This is a genomic window from Methylobacterium longum, assembly GCF_022179385.1.
GTDB classification, from domain to species: domain Bacteria; phylum Pseudomonadota; class Alphaproteobacteria; order Rhizobiales; family Beijerinckiaceae; genus Methylobacterium; species Methylobacterium longum.
Genome location: NZ_BPQS01000009.1, coordinates 1 through 18504, shown reverse-complemented (window position 1 = coordinate 18504; position 18504 = coordinate 1). Strand labels below are relative to the sequence as shown.

14 protein-coding genes and 1 pseudogene are annotated in these 18504 nt (G+C 70.8%); 10 read left to right on the top strand and 5 right to left on the bottom strand.

Translation table 11 applies throughout. The annotated features are described in order from the left end of the window. Positions 1-101: 101 nt before the first annotated feature. A complete protein-coding gene (locus MFF58_RS10690; RefSeq protein WP_238287173.1) occupies positions 102-806 on the bottom strand; it encodes a sigma-70 family RNA polymerase sigma factor in 705 nt (234 codons plus the stop codon). 205 nt (positions 807-1011) lie between these two features. On the opposite strand from MFF58_RS10690, the gene nthA reads away from it, so the two are divergent. From nthA to MFF58_RS10670, 4 genes are all read left to right on the top strand, one after another. Beyond that, complete coding sequence (gene nthA / locus MFF58_RS10685; protein WP_238287171.1) at positions 1012-1659, top strand: nitrile hydratase subunit alpha; 648 nt, start codon at positions 1012-1014, stop codon at positions 1657-1659. Next, on the top strand, positions 1656-2315 hold the full coding sequence (gene nthB / locus MFF58_RS10680; RefSeq protein WP_238287169.1) for a nitrile hydratase subunit beta: 660 nt from the start codon (positions 1656-1658) through the stop codon (positions 2313-2315). Before nthA ends, nthB begins: the two co-directional genes overlap by 4 nt. Next, the gene (locus tag MFF58_RS10675; RefSeq protein ID WP_238287167.1) at positions 2312-2635 is read left to right on the top strand and encodes a nitrile hydratase accessory protein; all 324 of its coding nucleotides are present in this window, start codon (positions 2312-2314) and stop codon (positions 2633-2635) included. Before nthB ends, MFF58_RS10675 begins: the two co-directional genes overlap by 4 nt. A 626-nt stretch (positions 2636-3261) precedes the next feature. Beyond that, the gene (locus MFF58_RS10670) at positions 3262-5706 is read left to right on the top strand and encodes a methyl-accepting chemotaxis protein (RefSeq protein WP_238287165.1); all 2445 of its coding nucleotides are present in this window, start codon (positions 3262-3264) and stop codon (positions 5704-5706) included. Positions 5707-5749: 43 nt separating this feature from the next. Here the strand turns inward: MFF58_RS10670 and MFF58_RS10665 are convergent, their stop codons facing one another. Both MFF58_RS10665 and MFF58_RS10660 read right to left on the bottom strand, forming a co-directional pair. Further along, positions 5750-6634, bottom strand: coding sequence for an MBL fold metallo-hydrolase (locus MFF58_RS10665; protein WP_238287164.1), 885 nt, complete (start codon positions 6632-6634; stop codon positions 5750-5752). 58 nt (positions 6635-6692) lie between these two features. Then, a complete protein-coding gene (locus MFF58_RS10660) occupies positions 6693-7703 on the bottom strand; it encodes an SDR family oxidoreductase (protein WP_238287163.1) in 1011 nt (336 codons plus the stop codon). 181 nt (positions 7704-7884) lie between these two features. Between MFF58_RS10660 and MFF58_RS10655 the strand changes: the two genes are divergently transcribed. The 5 genes from MFF58_RS10655 to MFF58_RS10635 all read left to right on the top strand — a co-directional run bounded on the left by MFF58_RS10655 (position 7885) and on the right by MFF58_RS10635 (position 15926). Beyond that, positions 7885-8145: a hypothetical protein gene (locus MFF58_RS10655; protein WP_238287162.1), complete on the top strand. Its 261-nt coding sequence runs from the start codon at positions 7885-7887 to the stop codon at positions 8143-8145. A gap of 144 nt (positions 8146-8289) precedes the next feature. Then, positions 8290-11703, top strand: coding sequence for an acyl-[ACP]--phospholipid O-acyltransferase (locus MFF58_RS10650; RefSeq protein ID WP_238287161.1), 3414 nt, complete (start codon positions 8290-8292; stop codon positions 11701-11703). A gap of 610 nt (positions 11704-12313) precedes the next feature. Further along, positions 12314-12529, top strand: a complete 216-nt coding sequence (locus MFF58_RS10645) for a hypothetical protein (protein WP_238287160.1) — start codon at positions 12314-12316, stop codon at positions 12527-12529. 129 nt (positions 12530-12658) lie between these two features. Further along, positions 12659-14740, top strand: coding sequence for a penicillin-binding protein 1C (gene pbpC, locus MFF58_RS10640; RefSeq protein WP_238287376.1), 2082 nt, complete (start codon positions 12659-12661; stop codon positions 14738-14740). A 142-nt stretch (positions 14741-14882) separates the two neighbouring features. Further along, positions 14883-15926: a cytochrome-c peroxidase gene (locus tag MFF58_RS10635; RefSeq protein WP_238287159.1), complete on the top strand. Its 1044-nt coding sequence runs from the start codon at positions 14883-14885 to the stop codon at positions 15924-15926. Positions 15927-15942: 16 nt separating this feature from the next. On the opposite strand, the gene MFF58_RS10630 is transcribed toward MFF58_RS10635, so the two are convergent. Both MFF58_RS10630 and MFF58_RS10625 read right to left on the bottom strand, forming a co-directional pair. Continuing rightward, positions 15943-16350, bottom strand: a complete 408-nt coding sequence (locus tag MFF58_RS10630) for a hypothetical protein (protein WP_238287158.1) — start codon at positions 16348-16350, stop codon at positions 15943-15945. Beyond that, positions 16347-17180 (bottom strand): nucleotide-binding protein, encoded by an 834-nt coding sequence (locus MFF58_RS10625; protein WP_238287156.1) that lies wholly within the window; start codon positions 17178-17180, stop codon positions 16347-16349. Before MFF58_RS10625 ends, MFF58_RS10630 begins: the two co-directional genes overlap by 4 nt. 1141 nt (positions 17181-18321) lie before the next feature. On the opposite strand from MFF58_RS10625, the pseudogene MFF58_RS10620 reads away from it, so the two are divergent. Continuing rightward, a pseudogene (locus MFF58_RS10620) lies at positions 18322-18504 on the top strand (hypothetical protein); the annotation flags it as partial.

The following is an 18504-nucleotide window of genomic DNA, read 5'->3' as shown; positions in this document are numbered from 1 at the left end:
GGTTCCACTGTCCGAAACCCCTGATGCAGACCCGTGCCCGGGACGGCCGTCGGCGCCTCGTTCCCTGCCGTGGCGGACAGGGTCCGATCAGACCCCTGCCTTCACGGCGCCGGGGCCTGCCCGGCGACGACGACCCCGAGCGTGTCGAGGAGCGAAGACCGGGCGCGGCTGACCCGGCTCTTGACCGTGCCGACCTGACAGCCGAGCTTGGTCGCCGCCTCTTCGTAGGTGTGCCCCTCGGCGCCGACCAGGAGCAGGGCCTGCCGCTGCGCCGCCGGGAGATCGCCGAGCCGCTCCCAGACAACCTTGAGGGTGCTGGCATCCTCCTGGTCCGACAGGCTGGTCATCTGGCTCGCGTGGGTCCCGTCCACGTCCTCGATCTCGCGCCGCGTCTTGCGGAGATCCGAGTAGAACTGGTTGCGCAGGATCGTGAACAACCACGCGGTGAAGTTGGTCCCGGGCCGGAACCGTTGCTGGTTGGCCCAGGCCTTGACGAAGGTCTCCTGCACGAGGTCGTCGGCCCGGCTCACGTCGCCCACCAGCGACAGCGCGAAGGTCCGCAGCGCCGGCAATGCCCGGATGATGTCGCCGCGGAAATCGAAGGCCACGACCTGACCATGTGCAGCGACCGCCGCCTCGAACCGCGCCAACAGGGCATCGAGATGCGCCGGCAGCGGCTCCCGTTCCGCGATCTGGAAATACTCGCGGATCGGCAGGGCGAGGTGCTGACCGATCACCGTCGCGTAGCCGTCCGCGTTCGGGCTGGCCCCCGCGTCGGCTGTCGGCATGGCAGCGTCATCGATCATGACCGTATCCTGACCCCTCCGTCCTGGTATACTGGAACGGGTCTAATGCGAGTACCTGCATAATTCTGAACCGATGCCAAACGCTCCCGACTTCGCCCGGGTATTTTGCGTATCGCCTTCGGGCGGCATCGGTTGATATAGCTGTCGTCGCGGGGCGGCGACGGAACGCGCGGTGACGCATGATGCGCATCGCCGGGAGAGTTGGATGGGCCACGACCACGCGCATGATGCGCATCATCACCACGGCAGCGAGATTTCTCCCGTCGAGGCGCGGGTGCGGGCGCTCGAATCCCTGCTCGCCGAGAAGGGCTACGTCGACCCGGCCGCCCTCGATGCCCTGGTGGAACTCTACGAGACCAAGGTCGGCCCCCATGCCGGCGCCCGCGTCGTGGCCCGGGCCTGGACGGATCCAGCCTACCGGGCGCGGCTCCTGAGCGATGCCACGCCGGCCATCGCCGAGCTCGACATCGGCGGCCGCGGCGGCGAGCACATGGTCGTGGTGGAGAACACGCCGGAGACCCACAACCTCGTCGTCTGCACCCTCTGCTCCTGCTACCCCTGGCCGGTGCTCGGCCTGCCGCCGGTCTGGTACAAGGCGCCGCCCTACCGGGCCCGGGCGGTGATCGATCCCCGCGGCGTGCTGGCCGAGTTCGGGGTGACCCTTCCGGAGACCACCCGCATCACGGTCTGGGATTCGACCGCCGAGACCCGCTACATGGTCCTGCCGATGCGGCCGGCGGAAACCGCGAGCTTCTCCGAGGAGGCGCTCGCCGCGCTGGTGACGCGCGATGCGATGATCGGCACTGGCCTGCCCAGGGGCATCCCGGCCACGCCCGCGGAGATGCCGGTATGAACGGCGCCCAGGACCTCGGCGGCGCGCACGGCTTCGGGCCGGTGGCGCCGGAGCCGGACGAGCCGGTCTTCCACGCCGCGTGGGAGCGCCGCGTCTTCGCCCTGGCGATGGCCATGGGCTACACCGGCGCCTGGAACCTCGACGGCAGCCGCGCCAACCGCGAGTCGCTGCCGCCCGCGGAGTACCTCGGATCGAGCTATTACGAGATCTGGCTCCGGGCCCTGGAAAAGCAGGTCGCCGGCACCGGACTGGCGACCCCGTCCGAAATCGCCACCGGCAGGTCCGCGGAGCCGGCCAAGCCCGTCGCCCGGGTCCTGGCCCGGGAGGGTCTGGAGGCGCTCTTCCGGGCCGGTTTCCCGAGCAGCCGCGCCGCCGATGCCCCCGCCCGCTTCGCCGTGGGCGACAGAATCGTGGCCCGCAATATCCACCCGACCGGCCATACGAGGCTGCCGCGCTACGTGCGCGGCAAGCGCGGCCGGATCGTGCGCACCGACGGGGTCTACGTCTTCCCCGATACCAATGCTTACCGCACCGGCGAGAACCCGACCTGGCTCTACACGGTCGCCTTCACCGCGCAGGAGCTGTGGGGCGAGAGCGGCGATCCGGGCGGCGTCGTCACCGTGGCAGCCTTCGAACCCTACCTGGATCCCGCGTGACCGAACCCTCGCCGAACACCTTTGCGGCGCCCTGGGAGGCACAGGTCTTCGCCCTGGTGGTCTCCCTGCAGGAGGCCGGGCTGTTCACGTGGTCGGAATGGACGGATCGCCTCGGCCGGGAGATCCGTCCCGGGGATGCCCCCGAACGGGCGGCGGATTACGGCGCGTGGCTGGCGACGCTGGAGGCGATCCTGGCCGAGCGGGGCGTGGCCGGACCCGAGACCGTGTCGGCGCGCACCGCGGCCTTCCTGCGGGCCGCCGCGGCGACGCCCCACGGCCAGCCGATCCGCCTGGAGAACGATCCGCTCTACCGCCCGTAGACGCGGTGCGTCGAAGAATGCACGCGCCCGGCGGCGATCCCCGGTCGCGCTTCGGTGGACCAGGGTCCGCGGGCCCTGGTTCGCGGGCACGCTCCGGCTCTCGCCGAGGTGGGGGCAGCTGCGGCGGAGGGCGCAGACATGCATCCCCACGGGACGGCCGCGGCAGCCCCTCAGGCCATCAACCTCCGTAGGCCGAGACCTGCGCGGGCCGCCTTCGATCGCAACGGCGACAGGCATGCGGTCCCGGTCGCTTGGTCGCCGCCGCCGGCCTCGAGCGCGTCGCGAGACGAGAGCCGCAAGATGCGCGGCGCACCCCGGAAGCGATCCCCGTATTCGCTGCGAGCCGATACCACGGAACGGAATACAAGAATCCTATGATCCTATAATACAGATTTTGTACTTTGTTCGGCTCCGAATACATGCGATTGTATTTACAATTCAAGTTTATAAATAAGATCGCAATCTGCGAGATATTTTTGACATCAAGTCTCCTCATATGAAAGAGATCGTTACGACTCGCTCGAGACAAGACGGGACCGATGCTGCGTCCATCAATTCGCATGGTGTTGATAACATTGACATCGATCTTGAGCTTGCTGGCAGTCGGCAACCCGATATACGAATTCGTGACCAGCATTCGGCAATCGTCGGCGGCGCAGACCGTGGTGACCTACGCGGAGACGGATCGCAGCCTGTTCCTGAGCCGGACCGACTTCCGCTTCGAGTGGGGCTACAGCGGCGTGGCTCTCGCGGCAGATCCCGAGGCGAACCGCGCGCAGCACAAGGACCTCATCGCGGGCCGGCGCCCGCAGCTCGATCGAAGCGTCGCGGCCGCCATCGCGGCTCTGTCAGCGAGTCCCGATCCTGCCGTCCAGCTGGCGGGCCGTGATCTGGTCGAGCGGATCGACGCCTGGAAGAGCCTGCGTCCGGATCTCGACGGCGCCCTCGGGATGCCGATCGCGGAACGCGACGACAGGTTGCGAACGCGCGTCGCCGAACTCGGATCGGAGATCACGAAGCGGCTGGAGGCGGCGGCCGCACTTCTCGAGAAGCAGATCCGCACCCTCGATCCGAGCACGGGATCGCTGCTGGATGCCAACGCGGCGATCTGGCTGGCACGCACGAACAGCGGCACCGAGGGTGCCACGGCCTACAACGCGCTCGTCATGCGCAAGCCCGCGACGGACGGGGAGCGCGACACGGTCCGGGCCACCCGGATGCGCGCTGCGACCGCCTGGACGATGGCCGGACAGATCCTGTCCGCCACGGACGTGCCCGCGACCGTGACCGCCGCCTATCGCACCGCGAGCGAGGGGTATTTCGACGGGCCGTTCAATCACCTGCGCACGAAGCTCATCGGCACGGTCGTCGATGGCACCACCACGCCCGCCGCCGCCGACGACGAGATTAAGACCTGGCAGCAGGGGCAGGTCATGGGCCTCGTGCTGATCGACGAGACCGCCATCGCCATCATGAAGGCCGTCGGCGAAGAGGCCGGCCTGCGCGCCCGGGCCGCGACGATGCGCTTCCGGATCTTCCTGGGGATCGCGCTCGTGGCCTCGGCGCTCTCGATCGCTGCGGCGTGGATCATCCACTTCCGCGTCGCCCTCGGGATCGTGCGCCTCGCGGGCGCGATGCGGGCGATCGCGGAGGGCGCGGCGGAGACGACAATCCCCGGTTTCGGGCGCAGCGACGAGATCGGTGCGATGGCGACGGCCGTCCACGTCTTCAAGGACAACCTGATCCGCACGCGCCGGCTCGAAGCCGATGCGGACGACGCGCGCCGCACGGCAGAGGATCAGCGCCGGACCGGCATGCGCCAGATGGCCGAAACCTTCGAGGCCGCGGTCGGCGGGATCATCGGCCATGTCTCGGCGGCGGCCCTGGAGCTGCACCTCGCGGCCCAGACCATGACGGCCACCGCCGCCGAGACCGCCAGCCAATCGTCCACCGTGGCGATCGCGGCCGGGCAGGCCGCCTCGAACGTCAGCACCGTGGCGGCGGCCGCCGAGGAACTGGGCAAGTCGGTCCAGGAGATCGGCCGGCAGGTCCAGGGCTCGGCCGAGCTCGCCCGCTCCGCCGCCGGCGAAGCGGACGAGACCGGCGCGCGGGTGCAGGATCTGAGCCGGGCCGTCAGCCGGATCGGCGACGTGGCCGGGCTGATCTCCGCGATCGCCGGCCAGACCAACCTGCTGGCCCTGAACGCCACCATCGAGGCGGCCCGTGCCGGCGAGGCGGGACGCGGCTTCGCGGTGGTCGCCGCCGAGGTGAAGGCGCTGGCCGAGCAGACCGCCAGGGCCACCCACGAGATCTCGGGTCAGATCGCGCAGGTGCAGACATCCACCGGCGGGGCGGTGTCGGCGATCGGCGCGATCACGGCGCGCATCCGCGAGATCAACGGCGTCTCCGCGAGCGTCGCGGCGGCGGTCGAGGAGCAGGGCGCGGCGACGCAGGAGATCGTGCGCAATGTCGGCCAGGCGGCCGCCGGCACCGGGGCGGTGACCAGCACCATCGCGGGCGTGGCGGGCGCGGCCGAGGCGACGGGGGCGGCGGCGAGCCGTGTGCTCGGCGCCGCATCCGCGCTGTCACGGCAAGCCGACCATCTGACCGCCGAGGTCGGCCGGTTCCTGGCCAACGTCCGCGCCTCCTACGCGATCTCGGCGTCGCAGGTCATGCTCGTCCGGAACAGCTTCGCGAAGGTGCAGCTGATCGCGGACACGGCCGCCGACCTGTTCTACGCGCGCCTGTTCGAGCTCGCCCCGCCGGTTCGGAGGCTCTTCCCCGCGGACATGACCGCGCAGAAGCGGAAGCTGATCGCCATGCTGGGGTTGGCGGTCGCCAATCTGGACACGCCGGAGGCCTTCGTGGCGGCCGTCACGGAACTCGGGCGTCGGCACGTGGCCTACGGCACCGTGGCGGCCCATTACGAACCGGTCGGTGCCGCGCTGCTGTGGACCCTCGAACAGGGCCTGGGTCCGGATTTCTCGCCGGAGCTGCGGCAGGCGTGGTCCGAGACCTTCGACATCGTCGCGAGCGTCATGCAATCGGCCGCGGACGCCAGGGCGGCCTGAAACCGCCGCCTCCGGGGCTCGGCCGCCGGCCGGCCGATGGCCCTCAGCCCTGATCCGTCCGTTCGGCCCTGAGCCCGTCGAGGGGGACCGGAGCGGCGTGGGAACGGCCGCTCATCAACTGGTCCAGGAGCGCCAGCACCTCCGGCCGCCCGCAATTGCGCGCGGGCTCGAACGGCGTCCAGGTCTGGACGAAGTCGAGGCGCTCGAACACGTCGCGGTAGCGGCGCAGCTCGCTCGGGGTGAGGGGCACCCCGCGCACGAAGGCCTTGTGGGCCGAGATCGTGGTCGCCCGGCGAAAATCCGCCGGGTCGAGCTCGAACTTCAGCGCGTCGCCGCAGAAGCAGATCTTCCGGGCCCGGTCGTACAGGATCGCGTGGCCGTCGAAATGGCCGGCGGTGCGGTGCAGCTCCAGGCCCGGCAGGGGTTCGAGGAAGTCGTCGTAGGGCCAGCTCACCTGCAGGGCCGCGCTCCAGGTGAAGTCGGCCGCGGCCAAGCACAGCTCCGGGTCGAAGCGGTCCTGAAGCTGCGGCAGCGCTCCGTAGGAATGCGGGTGCGAGGCGGAGAGCACCGCCATGCCGCCGAGCCGTTCGATCTGGTCGAGGGCGGCCTCGCTGAAGACCGGGCAGCCCTCGAACCCCATGTTCCCGTGCTCGGTCTGGATCAGGTAGGCGGAGGGCCCGATGCCGCTGACCGGCTCGTTCCAGAAGCGCCACACCCCTGGCTCCAGCTCCCGCCAGTGGCAGGGGAAGGCGTCCTGCGCCTCCCGGGCGGTGCGGAAGCGCCAGCCGTCCTGCGGCACCACGTGGCGGGCGTCGAGGCACATCGGGCAGGCGGGCGGCACCTCGAAGTGGCGCTGCCAGAACCCGCAATTGTCGCAGGTATAGGCGGGCAGCTTCAGGGCGCCCGCGAAGGGCAGATAGCCGGGCATCGTCTCGGACCTTCCTCGGGGCGGCTCGTGTAACAGGCTGCGCGTTCGGACGCAGCCGTCACGTCCGTCCGGGCAGGCGGCGGGCCGAGCGGGCGGCGTGGACGGTTCCGGCCAGTCCGATCAGCGCCAGACCGGCGAGGCCGCCGACCACGAGGTCGCGGGTGCGGCTCGTGCAGAACTCGGCCCGGCTCGCCTTCGTCCGACCGAGGAAGCGGCCGTCGATCCCGACCGGGCCGGGCACGGCCTCGAAGAGATTACCCTCCATCTCGGGGATGGTCTCGTCGGAGAGCTGCGCCGACCACATGGAGGCGGCCTTGCGGTCGGCGAGCGCCGGGGCCAGGGCCTGGGCGGCGGCCATCATCATCGACGAGCGCCCGACCCAGACCTCGCGGCGCGGGTGTTCGACGGCATACAGGATCGCCTCGGCGCAGAGACGCGGGTCGAAGACCGGATCGGGGGCGTACTGCCGGTGGCCGGTCCGGTTGCGCGCCCAATTGAACTGCGGCGTGTTGACCGCCGGCAGGTAGACGACGCTGAGGCTGACATCGACCCGGTCGTGGAGCAACTCGCAGCGCAGAGCGTCGGTGAAGCCCGAGACCGCGAACTTCGCCGCGCAATAGGGCGCCTGCAGGGGCGCCGCCCGGATGGCGAGGCCGGAGGAGACTTGGATGATCGCGCCGCGGTTGCGCCGCTTCATGAAGCGCAGCGCCGCCAGCGTCCCGTAGACCTGGCTGAGATAGGTGGTCTCGGTGACCCGCCGATACTCGTCCGGCGTGATCTGGTCGGCCGGGTTGACGACCGTCGACATGGCGTTGTTCACCCAGGCGCGGATCGGCCCGAGTTCGCTCTCCACCCGGTCGGCGGCCGCGTCGACGGCCTGCGGGTCGGCGACGTCGGCGCTGATCGCCAGGACGGGCTGGCCATAGGCGGCGAGCGCCCGCTCCGCCGCGGCGAGACGATCCGGATCGCGCGCGATCACCGCCACCGACCACCCCCCCGCGGCGAAGGCATGCGCCGTGGCGAGCCCGATGCCGGCGGTGCCTCCGGTAACGACCGCAACCCGTGCCATACTCACCTCGAAACCGTTGAACGACCGAAGCGGCAACACGGTTCGGCGCCCGCGGTTGCGCCTTCGCACCGAGCCGGAACGTCACGGGGTGGGCGATTTCGGCTCGCGGGACGCAACGTCGGAGGATGCCGGCTGTTGACCTCCTGATTCGCGACAGGCCGAACCACCGGGGGTCGAAGCCATGCGCACCGGACGACGCTTCTCCCTGCCGATCGATCCCTGGCCGCAGGCCTCCCTGGCCGAGCGGACCGCGGTGGGGATGGTCCTGACGTTCCTGCTGCTGCTGCCGCTCTGCGCGGCCGGTGCCGTGCTCTTCGTGGTCACGACCCTGACGGCGCACGTCTACTGGTCCTACGATTGCGGCGCCGCCCTGCGCGCCGCCATCGCCCGGCGCACCGGCACCGCCCTCGGGCGGCGGGGGCGCCTGGCCCGCAAGGCCTGAGGAGGCCGGCCGGTCGTCCCGCGACGCGGTGCCGGTCCACACGGTGCGGTAACTCTGCGCCCGCGATCCCTGTGCGTTCGCCGCGGTCCGATTTGACCTGACCGTCTCTCGTGGGCCAGTCAGGTTCGGAACCGAGAGATCGCCATGTTCCGTAGCCTGATGACTGCGCGGCGCTTCGCGCCGCTGTTCTGGTGCCAGTTCTTCTCGGCATTCAACGATAATTTCCTGAAGAACGCGCTCGCCTTCCTGATCCTGTTCGGGATCGGCGGCCAGGCGGACGCCCATGCGGGCGTGCTGGTGACGCTCGCGAGCGCCGTGTTCATCGGGCCGTTCTTCATCCTGTCGGGCCTCGGCGGCCAGTGGGCCGACCGGTACGACAAGGCCCTCATGGCCCGGCGGCTCAAGTTCGCCGAGATCTTCGCGGCCGGCACCGCGGTGCTCGGCTTCCTCTTGCACTCGATCCCGGTGCTGTTCGTGGCCCTCGGCCTGTTCGGGACGATTGCGGCGCTGTTCGGCCCGATCAAGTACGGGATCCTGCCGGATCACCTCCGCCGCGAGGAGCTGCCCGCCGGCAACGCCCTGGTGGAGGCCGCGACCTTCCTGGCGATCCTGCTCGGGACGATCGCGGCCGGCGCCGCCTCCGCGATCGGCGGCTCCGGCCTCCTGTTCGCCGCCCTGGTGATGGGCTTCGCCATCCTGTGCTGGCTCTCCGCCCGCATGATCCCGGCGACCGGGGAGGGTGCGCCGGACCTGCGCGTCGACCCGAACGTCGCCCGCTCGACCTACGCGCTGCTGCGCGACCTCTGGGCCGACACGCGCCTGTGGCGCGGGTCCCTCACGGTGAGCTGGTTCTGGCTCGTGGGCGTCGTGGTGCTGTCGCTGCTGCCCGTGCTGGTGCGCGGCGCCTTCAACGGCACCGAGACGGTGATCACGCTGCTGCTCGCCCTGTTCTCCATCGGCATCGCGGTGGGATCGGGCCTCGCCTCGTGGCTCGCCAGCGGCCGGATCGTGCTGCTGCCGACGCCGGTCGGCGCGGTGCTGATGGGCCTGTTCGGCCTCGACCTCGCCTGGACGATCGGCCACCTGCCGGCGCCGCCCGCGGAGCCGATCGGCCCGTTCGCGTTCCTCCAAACCGGTCACGGCCTGCGCGCCGGGATCGACTTCCTGGGTCTGGCGATCTCCGGCGGCCTCTACATCGTGCCGTCCTTCGCGGCCGTGCAGGCCTGGGCCGAGAAGGCGATGCGCGCGCGGATCATCGGCGCCGTCAACGTCATGACGGCGGCCTTCATGGTGGCCGGCACCCTGGCGCTGGCGGCGCTGCAGGGGGCGGGCCTGTCGATCGCGAGCCTGCTCGCCGTGGTGGCGGTGCTGAACCTGATCGTTGGCGCGATCGTGTTCGCGACCCTGCCGACCAGCCCGTTCCGCGACGCCCTGTCGATCCTGTTCCGGGCCTTCTACCGCCTCGAGGTACGCGGCTTCGACAACATCGCGGCGGCCGGGCCGAACGCCATCGTGGCCCTCAACCACGTCTCGTTCCTCGATGCGCCGCTCGCCCTGTCTCTCCTGGAGCAGGAGCCGGTCTTCGCCATCGACAGCGGCATCGCGCAGCGCTGGTGGGTGCGGCCCTTCCTGCGGGTCACCAAGGCGATGCCGCTGGACCCGACGCGCCCCCTCGCCACCCGGACGCTGATCAACGCGGTCAAGGCCGGCGAGACCCTGATCATCTTCCCCGAGGGCCGGCTCACCGTCACCGGCAGCCTGATGAAGGTCTATGACGGCGCCGGGCTGATCGCCGACAAGTCGGCCGCCATGGTCGTGCCGGTGAAGATCGAGGGGCTGGAGCGCACCGCCTTCTCGCGCCTGTCGCGCCGGCAGGTGCGGCGCCGCTGGTGGCCTAAGGTCATCGTGACGGTCATGCCGCCGGTGCGCCTCGCCGTGGACCCGGCGCTCAAGGGGAAGGCCCGGCGGCAGGCGGCGGGGGCGGCCCTCTACGGCATCATGTCGGATCTCGTCTTTCGCACGACCGACATCGACCGCGGCCTGATGGCCGCTCTGATCGAGGCCGGCGAGCGCCACGGCTGGCGCCGCAACGCCCTCGAGGACCCGGTCGGCGGGCGGCTGACCTACGGCCGCCTCGTGATGGGCGCCAACATCCTCGGCCGCAAGCTCATGCCGCTCGCGCCCCTCGGCGGGCGGATCGGCCTGATGCTGCCGAACGCCAACGGCGCCGCGGTGACGCTGTTCGCCCTCGCCTCGGCAGGCCGGGTGCCGGCGATGATCAACTTCTCGTCCGGTCCGGCCAACGTCCTCTCGGCCTGCCGGGCGGCGCAGGTGGACAAGATCCTCACCTCCCGGGCCTTCATCGAGAAGGGGCGGCTGGGCCCGCTCGTGGAGGCGATCCGCGGCTCGGTCGAACTCATCTACCTGGAGGACGTGCGGGCCAGCATCACGACCGGGGACAAGATCCGGGGTTTCCTCGCCCCCCGCCGCCCCCTGGTGGCGCGCGCGGGCGAGGATCCGGGCGCGGTACTATTCACCTCGGGCAGCGAGGGCACGCCGAAGGGCGTGGTGCTCGCCAACCGCTGCATGCTCGCCAACGTGGCGCAGGTGGGGGCCCGGATCGATTTCGGACCGATGGACAAGGTGTTCAACGTCCTGCCGGTGTTCCACGCCTTCGGCCTCACCGCCGGGCTGGTCCTGCCCCTGGTCTCGGGTGTGCCGGTCTACCTCTACCCGTCGCCGCTGCATTACCGGATCGTGCCCGAACTGATCTACGGCTCGAACAGCACGGTCCTGTTCGGGACCGACACGTTCCTCACGGGCTACGCCCGTGCGGCCCATTCCTACGACCTCCGCTCGCTGCGCTACGTCGTGGCCGGCGCCGAGGCCGTGAAGGAGTCGACCCGGAGGACCTGGGCGGAGAAATTCGGCCTGCGCATCCTCGAAGGCTACGGTGTCACCGAGTGCGGACCGGTGGTGGCGCTGAACACGCCGATGTTCAACCGCTTCGGCACAGTGGGGCGGATCCTGCCGGGCATCGAGACCCGCCTGGAGCCGGTGCCGGGGATCGAGGAGGGGGGCCGCCTGGCGTTGCGCGGGCCCAACATCATGCTGGGCTACCTCCGGGCCGAGAAGCCGGGCCTCCTCGAGCCGCCGCCGGGGGGCTGGCACGACACCGGCGACATCGTGGCGATCGACCCGATGGGTTTCGTGACGATCAAGGGCCGGGCCAAGCGCTTCGCCAAGATCGCAGGCGAGATGGTGTCGCTCGCCGGCATCGAGGCACTCGCCGCCGAGTTGTGGCCCGACCGTCCGACCGCGGTCGCGGCGGTGCCGGATCCGCGCAAGGGCGAGCGGCTGGTCCTGTTCACGCAGGAGACGGCCGCCACCCGGGCCGCCTATCAGAGCTTCGCCAAGGGTCGCGGCGCCTCGGATGTGGCGATCCCCGCCGAGGTGGTGGTGCTGGAGGCGATCCCCATGCTGGGCACCGGCAAGGTCGATCAGGTGGCCGTGACCAAGCTCGCGCAGGAGCGGGCGAAGGAGAGCGCGGCGGCGTGAGAGCCTGCCCGGGCGCGTGATCTCGGAATCGGCCGATCGCGATGCTCCTCGCGCCAGGCCGGCGCCGAAGCCGGAGCATTCGCATCCGGGACGGTCAGGCGCCCGGGCGCACCGGCCTCGCGCCGCCGGGCATTCGACCCGTCATCGCCGGACCGTGCAGCGGCCCGGGATCGAGAGCTGACCGTTCCCGACCTTGCCCCGTGGCTCCGGATCGCCCGCCTCCGGCCTGGCCCGTCGGATCCGGGATTGCCTGCGAAGCCCAGGACGGACGAAGCGGCGATGGAGTCGGGGCCGGCGTCCCGGGAAGCAGAGCGCGCCCTCGGTTCTGGGACGGTCGTCCCCGAAGCGATGGCCCAGCGAGAGGCCGGCATTCCGGGATCCGATCGGACGGCCCCCGCGTTTCGAAACCTCCCGGCCGCGATCTGCCGGGCCTTTCCGTATTCGTCCCGGGCCACGCTGAAATGCGCTCGCCGCGGCATCACCCAAACAGGGGATGCGGCCCACCCGGCGATCCGCTCGTATCACGGATACAGTTCTGATTCGATCCGGGGGCGCGACCGGATCCGCGGACTGAACGCTATCGGGGGATCGCATCGAGAGGGGTTTGATCATGGCGAAGGGCAAGCGAATTCCCGGTTGGCTCGCACGGCGGACCTACTTCAAGCGGATCGAGCGCTGGACGAAACTCGACAAGAACCGCAAAGCCGCGCCAGCCCCTGAGACCGGGGCGAGCGTACTGCCGTCGAACGTCGTACCCTTCCCGACGCGCCCGACCCGGCCCGATCGACCGGACTTCAGCCACCTGCGGGGCGTCGGCACGGCGTAGACTCACGGACGCATCCTGGACTTGTCGGCCGCGCGGGAACGGGGGATCCTGCGTCGGCCGCCGGCCAGTGCCGGATCGGGAGGATGCGTGCTGCAGGACGGGCTCGATCGCCGCGTGGCAACGACCCGGATGCGCCGCGTCGCGCGCCTGGGCGCGTGCCTGGGCGCGGCCCTGCTCGCGCTCTTGGCGGCAGGCGCCGGCGTGGCTTGGCGATACGCCGCCGCCCTGCCGACGCTCGACCTCGCCGCCGCCGCCGCGCGCTCGACGGTGGTGCTCGACCGGTCCGGAACACTCCTGCGCCCCTTCGCGACTCTGGACGGGCGCTGGCGCCTGCCGATCACCGCCGATTCGGTCGATCCGCGCTATCGGGCGATGCTGCTCGCCTACGAGGATCGCCGCTTCGCACGTCATCCCGGGATCGATCCGGCGGCGCTGCTGCGCGCCGCCGGCCAGTGGCTGATGCGGGGCCGCATCGTCTCGGGCGGTTCGACCCTGTCGATGCAGGTGGCCCGGCTGGTCGAGCCCCGGAGCGGGCGCACCCTCGAGGCCAAGCTCCGCCAGATGGTGCGGGCGGTCGCGCTGGAGCGACGGCTCGGGAAGGCCGGTCTCCTCGATCTCTACATGGCACTCGCCCCTTACGGCGGTCCTCTGGAGGGCGTGCGGGCGGCAAGTCTCGCCTATTTCGGGCGGGAACCGGTGCGGCTGACGGCGGCGCAGGCCGCGCTCCTCGTCGCCCTCCCGCAATCGCCGGAGACGCGCCGGCCCGACCGCCATCCGGAACGCGCCCGGGCGGCCCGTGACCGGGTCCTCGAAATCGCCGGCGCTCAAGGTCTCCTCACCGGGTCCGAGGTCGAGGCCGCCAGGGCCGAACCCGTGCCGACGGCCCGGCGTCCGTTCCCGATGCTGGCCGCACACGCGGCCGAGGAGGCCCTCGCGGCCGACCCGGGCGCCCCGGAGATCCGGCTCGCGATCGACGCCCGCCTGCAGGAGCGGCTGGAAACCCTGGCGACGGAGCGCGCGGCCGCGTCCGGGCCGGATCTCTCGGCCGCCATCCTCGTCGTCGACAATCGCGACGGGCGGGTGCTGGCCCAGGTCGGCAGCGCCGGCTACCTGGATGCGAGGCGGCGCGGCGCCATCGACATGACGCTGGCGGTGCGCTCCCCCGGCTCGGCCCTCAAGCCGTTCGTCTACGCGATGGCGTTCCAGGACGGGTTGGCGCATCCCGAGACGCTGCTGGAGGACCGCCCCGCGCGCTTCTCGGCGAGTTACGCCCCGGAGAATTTCGACCTGAGCTTCCAGGGCACGGTCACGGCCCGGCGGGCCCTGCAGCTCTCGCTCAACGTGCCGGCGGTCGAGCTGATGGACGCGGTCGGGCCCGCGCGCTTCATCGCGCGGCTGCGCGCCGCCGGCGCCGGGATTCAGCTCCCGCGCGAGGCGGCGCCTGGTCTGCCCGTGGCGCTGGGCGGCCTCGGCATCACCCTCACCGACCTCGCGCGGCTCTATGCCGGCCTCGCCCGAGGCGGGTCGGTGCCGGACCTCCTCCGCCGGGCCGGGGAGACGGCGACCGCATCCGAGCGCCGGGTCGCCGAACCGGTTTCCGCTTGGTACGTCGCCGACATCCTGCGCGGGACGCCGCCGCCCGAGAACGCCCTGCCGAACCGCATCGCCTACAAGACCGGCACCTCGTACGGCTACCGCGACGCCTGGGCGGCGGGATTCGACCGGCACACCACCGTGGTCGTCTGGGCCGGGCGTCCGGACGGCGCCGCCGTTCCGGGTCTCGTCGGCCGAACGGTCGCCGCGCCGATCCTGTTCGACGCCTTCGCGCGCCTGGGAACCGAGCCCGAGCCGGTTCCGCAGCCGCGGGACGTGCTGGCGGCCGGGCCGGGCGGCCTGCCGCCGCCGCTTCGCCGCCTGCGGCGCGAGGCCTCCGACGCGGCCGGCCCGGCCCTCCGGATCGCCTACCCGCCGGACGGCGCCCGCATCGACCTCGGCCTCGTCGCGGGCGGGATCGGTGCGGCCGAGGATGGGAGCCTGGCCCTCAAGGCCCTGGGCGGCGTCCCGCCGCTCACGTGGATGGTCGACGGTCAGCCGGTCGTACAGACATTGCGACGGCGCGCCGAGTGGTGCCCGAACGGTGCCGGCTTCGCGCGCATCTCCGTCCTGGATTCAACGGGTGCGAGCGACAGCGTTTCCATTCGGATCGAGTAGCCCGACGGCGTCGATCTTTCCCGCGAAGCTTGGCGGTGGCGCGTCTTTGCATCCACGGACAGCCATCGAAGCCGGTGTATTCATGCGGACATTCACAGGTCATCAACGAATAGGGGTCTAATCGTGATCCGTGAGGTCGGTGATGGCGTGGAAGGTCGGCACCGCGATGGCGGTGCTCCTCGGGTTTGTGGGCGTGGGCGGCGGTGTCGGCGACGGTGCCGATCCGCGCCGCGATGGCTGGCGCGCCACGTACCGCCCGCCCGCCACGATCCCGTTCCCCGCGGAGAACCCCTACACGCCCGCCAAGGCCGAACTCGGCCGCCGCCTCTTCTTCGATCCGATCCTGTCGGGTGACGGGACGCGCTCCTGCGCCACCTGCCACGTCCCGAACCTCGCCTGGGGCGACGGCCGCGCCCGCGCGGCGACGCGCCAGCAGGGCGACATGGACCTGCGCACGCCGACGCTCCTCAACATCGCGTGGCAGGACGGGCCGCTCGGCTGGGACGGCAAGTTCCACAGCCTCGAAGCGGTCGCCGCGATGCCGCTCACGGCACCGGGCAACATGAACCTCCCGATGCCGGATGCCCTCGGGCGGCTCTCCGCCGACCCGAGCTACGCGGCCGCCTTCGCCACGGCCTTCTCCGATCCCGACGTCACCCGCGAACGGCTGGAAGCGGCGTTGGCGACCTTCCAGCGGCTGATCGTGGCCGACGCCGCGCCCTTCGACCGGTGGATCGCCGGCAGCGAGGACGCGATCAGCGAGGCGGCCAAGTCGGGGTTCGACCTGTTCAACGGCCGGGCCGGCTGTGCCGGCTGCCATTCCGGTTGGTCGTTCACCGACAACTCGTTCCACGACATCGGCGTCGGCGTCGGCACCGATACCGGCCGCGGCCGCCTCAAGCCGACCTCCGTCGCCCTGACCTACGCATTCAAGACGCCGACCCTCCGCGAGGTCGGCCGGCGCGGGCCCTACATGCACGACGGCTCGGTGGCGACGCTGGACGCCGTCATCGACCTCTATGATCGCGGCGGCATCGAGCGCCCGAGCCGGTCGCGGTCGATCAAGCCGCTGCATCTCTCGGCGGCCGAGCGGGCCAATCTCCTCGCCTTCCTGGCGACGCTCTCGACGAGCACGGGCCAGGACCTCACGACCGTCTCGTTCGCGGAACTGCCGCCGGCGCCGTGACGGCGCGTCGGCCGTTTCAGCGGCCGCCCAGCCCCAACGGCAGCGCGGCCGGGCCGCGCTGCACGGAGGCGGCGGTGTCGCGCGGGAGGCTCTGGACCGTGGCGAGGGTCCAGATGCTCCCGAGGAGGCTGAGACCCGCCACCCCGAGCAGCACGTACGTCATCAGCCGGTTCCGGCGCAGGTCGCCCGCGAGCGCCTGCACCAGATCCCGGCTGTCCTCGGCGAGCGTGTTCCGGGCGGCCACCAGCTCGTTGTACATGTTGGTGATGGCGTTGGTGGACATGTACACGAGGAGCAGGTGGAGGACGAAGTCGTCGTCCGTCGTCGTGTTCAGGGCGGCCGCGATCCGCACGGCGAGCTGGCGCTCCCACGGCTGGAGGTCGCGGCCGTGGACCGACCTGTAGAACCGCTCGAGGTTGGTCACGGCCGGAGGGCGTCCCGCCAGGCCGTGTGGAAGTTGCGCCGAAGGCGCCGGCCCTCAACCCGCAGCCGCATCGGTGCGCCGTTCGCCAGGGTCTGCCAGGTCATGTGCTGGACGCGCAGGGCCTCGATGAGGCGTTCGCCGATCCGCTCGATCTCGACGACGCGGAAGTTCGGCTGCCTGCGCAGCGCCTTCACGAGGTCGGACGATTCGAGATAGTCGAAATTGGTCGCCTGGGCGGTGTTCTTGGCCAGGATCGCCCGGTCGCACTCGATCAGCATCGGGCGGAGTTCCCGGAGGACCTCCAGGGCCGTGGGATCGACGGCGCCGGCTGCCACGACCACGGCGAGGCGGACATGCGCCTCGCGGCAGCTCTCCACGATGATCTCGGTGCAGCGCCGCGTCGTCTCGGTGTCGCCGGCCGGGAAGTCGACGACCACGAAGCGCTCGGCGGCTTCGACCACGCGCTCGATCATGTCCTGACACAGGGTGGGGTCGACGCGGCCGGTGCTGTCCTCCGCGCGTAGACGCTGCCGGAAGCAGGTGGTGCCGGTCCGGCGCGGAACGAAGGTGTCGCTGCCGGGGCCGGTCTCCTGCATCAGCGCCGTGTGGAAGTGCCGGTTCGCCGGATCGGTGTCGATCGCCAGGACGGGACCGACCTCCGCGCACAGATCGGCGACCTGCACGGCGATGGTGGTCTTGCCGACGCCGCCCTTGCCGCCCAGGCAGAGGACGAGGATCTTCGCCGCGTGGCCCAGGAGGTCGCGCTGAATGTCCTGGATCTCGTCCGGGCTGTACCAGGCCGGGACCTTGGTCTGCACATCGTCGGTCATGGGGTGTCTCCTTGCTGATGGATGCGGGGCCGGCCGGCGCGCAGGCTCGCCGCGGGCGGAACCGGATCTGCAGGGGTTCAGGGCTCACGCGGAGCGCACGGTGCCGGGCGGTTCGCAGCGGCGGCGCAGACTTGCCCGGCGCGGCCGGGGCCCCGCCGGGTCGGCTCGCGACGGGACGCGTCGCCCCTCCGGAACCGCGCGGCCGAACGCGCGCGGATGGACGAGACTTTGCACCCGCGCGGCGGCCCGGGCTTCAGGAATCGGATTCTCGTTCTGCCCCACCGTCCGCCCTTGCTGCTGACCTTCCGCCGACGACTTGGCGCAGAAGATGTCACCCAGCCTCAACCGAGAGCATCAAGACTCTGCTCAGATCAGCGCGGGAATCAAGCCCGCAAACCCGAGTCGACCCGCACGATGGAAGAGTAGATCATGGATCTTAACAGATATGAACACGGAATCTTGGGTTATATTGGCCGATATATACTCATCAATTACAAAACAATTGCGCATTATAGGTCACAACAATAGGATATAAACCAACTTATACGGAATTGATAATGAGAATTACATCATATTCGCCACCGTCGTTGGCACGGCCTGCATAGGGAACGTAGGGCCGATACCGGCTGCGGCAGCACGGGGCGATCATCGGTGCCGCCCGCACCCACGCGCGCGGGCCGTCGGCCCAACGTCCGTCATTCAAGGGTCTGCGCCGTTCACCGGTCCCGCCCGGACATCGACGCAGGCGTCGGCGCGCTTGGCACGCTCTGCCCGGCCTGCGCTTCCGGATCACACAATTCCTGCGCGCCGTTCCGCATCCTCCCAGGCATGCTGCGGAGACGGCAGGAGCGCGGCGGCGTCCGTCGCCTCGCCGTGGAGGAGAGGGGAACCGCGGAGCGCCGCCGCAGGGACAGATTCGCAGGTGTGCCCGGAGCCGGATCGGTCGCCGGCAGGCGGAAGGAGGAGAAGTGTCGACAGTCCGGCCGGTCCGCGTGCAGCAGCGGAGGGGGCACAGGTCCTACACGGGATTCACAGCGTTAACCTTTCACTCATATTCGTTAATAAATCCTTGGCTAAACACGGATCAGGATATCTAAATAGCTCGGTAACCACGGTGTCGCTGAGCCGCGACGAGGTCCCGATGCCTACAGCCAAGCACAAACTGTTGTCGGGCGGCTGCGCCCTCGGATTGTCGGGCCTGTCGATCCTCGCGGCCACGGGCGCGGCCGAGGCGCACGTGAAATGGTTCTGCGCCTACGACGTGGCCGGTCAGCCGCGCGGCCTCGAACAGGTGCTGTGCCCGGATTTCGAGTGGCTCACCGGC